This window comes from Microbulbifer harenosus (assembly GCF_005771435.1).
GTDB lineage: Bacteria > Pseudomonadota > Gammaproteobacteria > Pseudomonadales > Cellvibrionaceae > Microbulbifer > Microbulbifer harenosus.
Window position 1 is genome coordinate 294586 of the sequence record NZ_VANI01000005.1, and the last position, 7241, is coordinate 301826.

4 protein-coding genes and 4 tRNA genes are annotated in these 7241 nt (G+C 60.8%); 4 read left to right on the top strand and 4 right to left on the bottom strand.

Going from position 1 to position 7241, the window contains the following annotated elements; translation table 11 throughout:
- Positions 1 to 61: 61 nt before the first annotated feature.
- The 3 genes from smc to FDY93_RS05810 form a co-directional block, all read right to left on the bottom strand.
- Positions 62 to 3565, bottom strand: coding sequence for a chromosome segregation protein SMC (gene smc / locus FDY93_RS05800; protein ID WP_138234791.1), 3504 nt, complete (start codon positions 3563 to 3565; stop codon positions 62 to 64).
- A gap of 233 nt (positions 3566 to 3798) precedes the next feature.
- On the bottom strand, positions 3799 to 5070 hold the full coding sequence (gene ccmI, locus FDY93_RS05805) for a c-type cytochrome biogenesis protein CcmI (RefSeq protein WP_138234792.1): 1272 nt from the start codon (positions 5068 to 5070) through the stop codon (positions 3799 to 3801).
- Entirely contained in the window at positions 5063 to 5593 is a 531-nt protein-coding gene (locus FDY93_RS05810; protein WP_240914269.1) for a cytochrome c-type biogenesis protein, read from the bottom strand. The genes ccmI and FDY93_RS05810 overlap by 8 nt, the downstream gene beginning before the upstream one ends.
- 191 nt (positions 5594 to 5784) lie before the next feature.
- On the opposite strand from FDY93_RS05810, the gene FDY93_RS05815 reads away from it, so the two are divergent.
- Together FDY93_RS05815 and FDY93_RS05820 are read left to right on the top strand one after the other, a co-directional pair.
- Positions 5785 to 5860: transfer RNA gene (locus FDY93_RS05815), tRNA-Val, on the top strand.
- 48 nt (positions 5861 to 5908) lie between these two features.
- Positions 5909 to 5985 (top strand) — tRNA-Asp (locus FDY93_RS05820).
- Between the two features lie 144 nt (positions 5986 to 6129).
- On the opposite strand, the gene FDY93_RS05825 is transcribed toward FDY93_RS05820, so the two are convergent.
- Positions 6130 to 6849 (bottom strand): DUF4197 domain-containing protein, encoded by a 720-nt coding sequence (locus tag FDY93_RS05825; RefSeq protein ID WP_220446107.1) that lies wholly within the window; start codon positions 6847 to 6849, stop codon positions 6130 to 6132.
- A gap of 172 nt (positions 6850 to 7021) precedes the next feature.
- Here FDY93_RS05825 and FDY93_RS05830 point away from each other — a divergent pair.
- Together FDY93_RS05830 and FDY93_RS05835 are read left to right on the top strand one after the other, a co-directional pair.
- A tRNA-Val gene (locus FDY93_RS05830) sits at positions 7022 to 7097 on the top strand.
- Positions 7098 to 7145: 48 nt separating this feature from the next.
- Positions 7146 to 7222: transfer RNA gene (locus tag FDY93_RS05835), tRNA-Asp, on the top strand.
- The last annotated feature ends 19 nt before the right edge of the window (positions 7223 to 7241 follow it).

The window sequence follows — 7241 nt, forward strand, 5'->3', positions numbered from 1 at the left end:
GCCGACATCCACATGTTGCCATTCACCGGGATATTCCACCTGCGGCTTACTCGTATCATTCTCACGCCGATGCCAACTCCGCGGCCTCTTCCACGTTCACGGATACCAGGCGGGATACACCCGGCTCGTGCATGGTTACCCCCAACAGCTGGTCGGCCATCTCCATGGCGATCTTGTTGTGAGTAATGTAGATGAACTGCACGTGTTCGGACATTTCTTTCACCATGCGCGCATAGCGGCCCACGTTGGCATCGTCCAGTGGCGCATCTACCTCATCCAGCATACAGAAGGGCGCCGGATTGAGGCGGAAGATGGAAAATACCAGCGCAATCGCGGTCAGCGCCTTTTCTCCACCGGACAGCAGGTGGATGGTACTGTTCCGCTTGCCCGGCGGACGCGCCATGATCGCGATGCCGGTATCCAGCAGATCCTCTCCTGTCAGTTCCAGATAAGCGTGACCGCCGCCGAACACTTTCGGGAACAGCTCCTGCAGACCGCTGTTGACCTGATCAAAGGTCTCCTTGAAGCGGGTGCGGGTTTCCTTGTCGATACGGCGGATGGCATTTTCCAGGGTTTCCAACGCGTCGTTCAGGTCGCCGAACTGACGATCCAGATAGTTTTTGCGCTCGGATTCCTGCTTGTATTCGTCAATGGCCGCCAGGTTAATGGGGCCGAGTCGGGAGATCCGCGCGGCCACCAGTTCGATGTCCTGCTGTACAGCTTCGACGGTCAGCTCTTCCGGGAGTTCCTCCAACAGCTGTTGCACGTCATGATCGGATTCCCGCAACTGTTCCACCAGGCCATTGCGCTGGGTTTCCAGTGACTTGGACTCCAGGCGCTGCATCTCCAGCTGGGCGCGCACGCCTTGCAGGGCGGACTCCGCTTTCTGGCGCTCCTGTTCGTGGTTGCGCAGGGTGGTTTCCACCTCTTCCAGTTTCTTGCGCGCCTCGACCAGCTCCTGCTCGACGTCGATGCGCTGGGCAAGCTTCTCTTCCAGCTCGCCCTGGAAATCCTGCGAAGGGTCCTGGGCTTCCTCCATCTGCAAATGCAACTGCTCGCGGCGCTCCTGCAGGCGCTCGACCTGCTCGCGCAGTACCTGCAGAGTGCGCTCGAGCGACACCTTTTGCGTGCGCACGGACTGCTCACGCATGGCCAGCTCGTGAGAGCGGTCCTTATCTTCGCGGGCGCGCTGGCGGGCGGCATCGAGGGCTTCACGCAGGGCCTCGCGGCGCGCCAGCATGGTTTCGCGGCGGTCGGTATCATCGCTCATGGCCTCCACCGCTTCCTGCAAGGCGATGCGCGCCTCGGATATGGATTCGGCCTCCGCGTCTTTCTGCTCGCGCACCTCGGCAATTTCCTGCTCGATACGGCGGCGGCGCTCGTCCATCTGCTCCTGGCGCGCGCGCTGGGCCGACAACTGGCTGCGCAGGTCACCGGTGCGGCGGTTCAACTGTTCAGCGCTGTCGCGGGCCTGCTCGATGCCGGCTTCCAGCTCGCCGGCACGCCGGCGCAGCTGTTCGCGCTGCTCAGTCAGTTCTTCGATGCGCACTTCGCACTCTTCGAGAGACCGGGAGAGATCTTCCAGCTCCTGCTTGCGTGCCAGCACCCCGGCCTCCGCATCCGCGCCTCGGCTGACCCGCAACCAGTTGGGACCGATCCACAGACCGTCGCGGGTGACGATGGATTCGCCGCCCTTCAACTGATCCCGTGCGGCCAGTGCTGCGGTCAGATCATCCGCGGTGTAGATGCCGTCGATCAGACCGACAAGAGACACCTGCGCCTCTACCACATCCACCAATCTGGGCAGCCCACCGGCGCTGGATGCGACGACACTGCGACCGTCGACGAAAACCGCCTGGCCGCCCTCGAGGCTGGAGAGGGATTCTTGCAAGGATTCAATCTGATCGATACACACCGCCTGCAGTTGGGCACCGAGCACGGTTTCCACCGCAGTTTCCCAGCCGGATTGCGCACGGATCTGCTCCGCCAGACGCGGGCGGTCCTGCAGGTTGTGCTGTTCCAGCCAACTGGCCACCGCCTTGCCTTGCCCCATGGCCGCCTGCTGCAGCGCTTCAAGGGAGGCCTGGCGGCCGCGACTGGTCTGCAGTTGCAGGCGCTCTCTGTCGAGATCACTGGCAATGTCGGTTTCCTGGCGGCGCAACTCAGACAACTGCTCCACCTGCTCGGCGATGGAGCCGCGCAGCTCTTCGAGCTGCATTTCCAACTCCGCCAGCTCTTCGTTTTGCTGCTCCAGCTCACTGTCGTCGCCGGAGCTGCTGAGACTTTCCAGTTCGCTCTGCAGTTTGTTGATACGGTCGCGCAGGCGCTGGGTAGAGGTTTCCAGATGCTGGATACGGGACTGCTGCACTTCCGCGCGCTGGCGCGAGTCGGACGCCCCCTGGTTGAACTGGTCCCACTCGTTCTGCCACTCGCGCATCTGATCTTCCGCGGTCAGCAGGGTCTGGGCAGACTCCTCCTCTGCCGCCTGGACCATTTCGAGGTCCGGCACGATCACTTCCAGTTCCGCTTCAAATTCCAGCGCGCGCTCCTGGTCTGCCGCCAGCAGCGACTGGGACTCAGCGAATTCCTGCTCGGTGCGGGCCAGATCCGACTGCAGCCGGGAGTTGCGCTCGCGCGCGTGGGAAATGCTCTGCTCCAGGCGGGCAATATCGGCCCCCACCGCATAGAAACGCCCCTGCACTTCGTTGAATGCATCGGAGAGTTCGTGGTAGGCCACGCGCTGTGTTTCGATCCCGGTATCGCAGCTCACCTGGCGGGTCACCAGCTCTTCCACGGTGAGTTCCAGCTCGCCGATCTGTTGCTGCTTGGCCCGGGTCTGATCGTCCAGCTCCCGGTATTTCAGCGCCTGCAAGTGCGCCTTGTGAGTGCGCTCTTCCTCTTTGAAACGGCTGTATTTTTCTGCCGCGGCGGACTGGCGTTCGAGGCGCGACAGCTGGCGATCCAACTCATCGCGGATATCGGTGAGGCGCTCAAGGTTTTCCTTGGTGCGACGCATGCGGTTCTCGGTGTCGCGGCGGCGCTCCTTGTACTTGGAGATACCCGCCGCCTCCTCGATGAACACCCGCAGCTCTTCCGGCTTGGCCTCGATCAACTTCGAAATCATGCCCTGTTCGATGATGGCGTAACTGCGCGGCCCGAGGCCGGTACCCAGGAACAGGTCGGTCACGTCGCGGCGGCGGCACTTTTCACCGTTCAGGTAATAGATGTTCTGCCCGTCGCGGGTTACCTTGCGCTTGATGGAGATTTCACTGAACGCGGCGTATTCGCCGGTGAGCTTGCCGGCGGAATTGTCGAACACCAGTTCGATAGAGGCCTGACCGACCGGTTTGCGACCACTGGAGCCGTTGAAGATAACGTCGGTCATGGAATCGCCACGCAGGTTTTTGGCGGACGACTCCCCCATCACCCAGCGCACCGCGTCGATGGTATTGGATTTACCACAGCCGTTGGGGCCGACCACGGCGCTGAGGTTGGAAGGGAAGTATACGGTGGTCGGGTCGACGAACGACTTAAACCCGGCCAGCTTGATGCACTTCAAACGCATGGTCTTGAAACTCGGTAATACACGGCGCCCGTACGGTCACACTGCACCGCCGCCGAACGCTCTTCGTTGTAATCTCCGGGTGACCCGGCAAAAAATGAATGCCAAATCGCCGCTTTGTCTTTGCAAACCGCCGATTGTACATGGCTGAGGGCAGGGTTTCAGCGCTATTTTTGACCACGGGAGCCAAACCCCGCAGCGCCACACAATCGCCACGGGGCACGCCGTAAGATAGGTCAGATTTCCTGATCGATCGTTATGTGTACGGGTTCTGCCCAGTCGCTGCGGGGCAACCTCTCGACGGCACCCTGCCAGTCTCCCGGCGCGGGGCGGGCGCCGCCACTGATGGCGAGGCGCGCCACCAGCTGCACCTCATCCACCGTTTTGAGGCTGCTTCCAGGCATCATCGCTTTGGACTCATCCAGCACCACTTCCACCGGCAGCTCTGCCGCGGTCAGGCGGACGATCGCCAACGGCATGGGGCTCGCTGAGGTGCGGGCATAGATGAAGACCGGGGTATCGGGCGCGTGCTGGATCCCATCCGACAGGGTCACCTTGACCACGATGCGATTTTCTCCGGCGGCCACCTCTGTTGCTCCCGGCGCGGAGGTTACCGCTGGCTCCGTATGGGCATTTCTCTGGCTTTGCTCGCCGCCGGCATCCGCGAGCGCCCGCTCCGCACGGGCAACACCCGCCGACAGTGCCTGCGCCGCACTGGAACCCGCCGGCATCTGCGCCAACGCGTGCTGCCAGTGCGCCCGCGCCGCGGCAAAGTCCTCGCGTTCAAACGCGGCGATACCCGCCAGACCAAGCGCCGTGGTGTTGTCCGGCTGCACCGCCAGCACCAGATCCACCTCCTTCACAACCTCCGGCGTCATTTGCGAGCCGCTGGCGAAAAACAGTGCCTGCGCCAGCTCAGCGCGGACATTCGCCGCCTCGGGTTCGTGCGCAACTATATAGCGGTAATGATTTACCGCTCCCTCGATGTCATTGCTTACCAGCAGGCGCTGGGCCAGCACGTAACGGCTGGTCAGATCCTCGGGGTGTGATCCTGCGCGCGCGCTCAACTGCTGGGTGATACGGGCTTCCGTCACCCTATCGGTCTCACCAGTGTGGCTGGCGGCGATATCGCGGTACAGGGCGAGGTCGTCGTAGAAACCCCAGTGGGCGTACAGTCCCACCGCGGCCAGTGGCACCAGAACGGCCAGCGCATACAGCAGACTGCGCCCGCCTTGCTGCGCGCCGGTCAACTGATAACCGCCGCCCTCTTCCGACAGCAGCTTGCGCGCCAGTTCAGTCTTGAGCGACTGGTACTGCGCCTCGTCAACGGCGCCGCTGAGATGGGCGGCGTCGAGCTCGGCCAGGTGCTCCCGGTACAGAAGTGTGCGGGTATCCGCGCTGCCATCTGCACCCTGACTGTTAAGCCCACCGGAGCGCAGCAACGGCCAAGCGATGATGGCGGCCAGCGGCAGCAGTAACAGCGCCAATATCAACCAGAGATCAATCATCGCTCTTACTTCCGCCCTGTTCACTCACGTTCAGCAACTCCGCCAACCGCCGCTGCTCTTCGGCACTCAATGCCTGTGATTCCTGATCCTGCCGACCGCCGCGACCATTGCGCGCACGCGCCACGATGACAATCAGGGTCAACAGGCCCAGCGCCGCAAACACACCGGGCGCAATCCACAACGCCATGGTGTTGCGCTGCAGTGGCGGCCGGTAAAGTACGAAGTCACCGTAGCGCGCCACCATGTATTCCTGAATCTCCGCGTCGCTGAATCCCTCTTCCAGCAACCGACGGATTTCACGGCGTAGGTCATTTGCCACCATGGAGTCGGAGCCCGCGAGATTCTGATTCTGGCATTTGGGGCAGCGCATCTCTTCAATCAGTACCAGATAGCGCGCTTGCAGTTCGGCACTGGAAAGCGGTTCCACCTCCACCGACGCCCAGCTCGCACTGGCGTACATGACCACCGCCAGCAGCAGTGTCCATGCGCCGCGCAGCGGCCTGTATTCAATCTTGTTCAGCACTGATGGTCTCCCGCGGCAGGTAGGCGGATTGAAAGTGGCCGGATTATAGCAGCGCCAGGCCACCCCGACACACCCACGCGGAATCCGCTCCAAACCGCGAGAAACAGACATAACTCTTTGAATCACAATATTTTTTTCAAAAAACGTTGACGCCCCAAAAAATATCATTACTATACGCAGCTCCTGACGCGGGGTGGTTAGCTCAGTTGGTAGAGCGGCGCCCTTACAAGGCGTAGGTCACAGGTTCGACCCCTGTACCACCCACCACTTCCTTTGCTCTGCACGGCAGATTTCTTAAAGGGATGTCAGGACTGCGGACCGGTAGTTCAGTTGGTTAGAATGCCGGCCTGTCACGCCGGAGGTCGCGGGTTCGAGTCCCGTCCGGTCCGCCACATACAAAAAAGGCTCATACGAAAGTGTGGGCCTTTTTTGTATGTGCAGATTTACCTGCATGCGTCGAAAAATAAAAAAACAAGAAGGGACATTCAGCCCCTTCCTCTCACATGGCCGCGTACAGTCAGACTGTCAGCAACGCGTTAACCTTCACCAAATACCTGACCGATCAGCACGCTGCCCCGCGCAACCGGATCTTTGCGGATCAACGCTTCCTCTTCACCGATACGGGTGAACAGGGTTGCCATACTGCTATCGACCACGTGGCGCTCTACATCCATGGCGGGCTTGTTGGCAATGGGTAACTTTTCGTATACCGCGAGCATACTTTTGTACTGGTCGTAAAAACCGGTCTTCCGCAGATTGGCCTCCACAATCGGCTGGAACCGCGCGCGCAGCGCGCTTTCGGTTTGCCCGCGGAAGTACTCCGTTGCGGCGGTGTCACCGCCGCGAATGATTCCGAGCGCATCGTTTACACTCATCCCGGCTATCGCCTGCTTGAATACCGGCGCCGCTTCAACGGCGGCCTGCTCCGCACCGCGATTCATCGCCGCTTCGAGCTGATCCACATAACTGCCAAATCCGAACTGGCGCAAACTGTTGGCAACAGGCTGTGCGGACGGGGGCAATTGCAAGTGGAAGGCGCCCTGCTGCGACAACCCGGTACTGGCGCGGTCGGTACTGGCGCTCAGAGTATCCTTGATGGCGCGGGCAAGCCGCGAGTCGGTGTCGTAACCCGCATTCTTGGCAACCTGATTACCAAGGTCCACCCAGGGTGAAACCGCTTCCATATTCTGACAGCCCACCAGCGCCCCCATCACCGAGCCAGTTACCAGCCCGGCCATCATCAATCTGCTCTTCATGGATAAACCTTTCGACCAAGAAAAAAACAAATTCTACCCGTTAACGACTGTCGCGGCAGTGACATGCTCCCGAAACGCACCTTGCCCACCTCCGCAAACAGAATTGAAAAGAATTTTTACCCAACAGTTGCAACTCTCAAAACTATCGTTAATATACGCACCTCCTGACGCGGGGTGGTTAGCTCAGTTGGTAGAGCGGCGCCCTTACAAGGCGTAGGTCACAGGTTCGACCCCTGTACCACCCACCACTTCCTTTACTCTGCACGGCAGATTTCTTAAAGGAATGTCAGAACTGCGGACCGGTAGTTCAGTTGGTTAGAATGCCGGCCTGTCACGCCGGAGGTCGCGGGTTCGAGTCCCGTCCGGTCCGCCACATACAAAAAAGGCTCACA

What these genes read in the sequence shown, in the direction of transcription:
- ccmI (WP_138234792.1), bottom strand. Translation starts at nt 5,070, where the DNA reads ATGATTGATCTCTGGTTGATATTGGCGCTGTTACTGCTGCCGCTGGCC.
- smc (WP_138234791.1), bottom strand. Translation starts at nt 3,565, where the DNA reads ATGCGTTTGAAGTGCATCAAGCTGGCCGGGTTTAAGTCGTTCGTCGAC.
- FDY93_RS05825 (WP_220446107.1), bottom strand. Translation starts at nt 6,849, where the DNA reads ATGAAGAGCAGATTGATGATGGCCGGGCTGGTAACTGGCTCGGTGATG.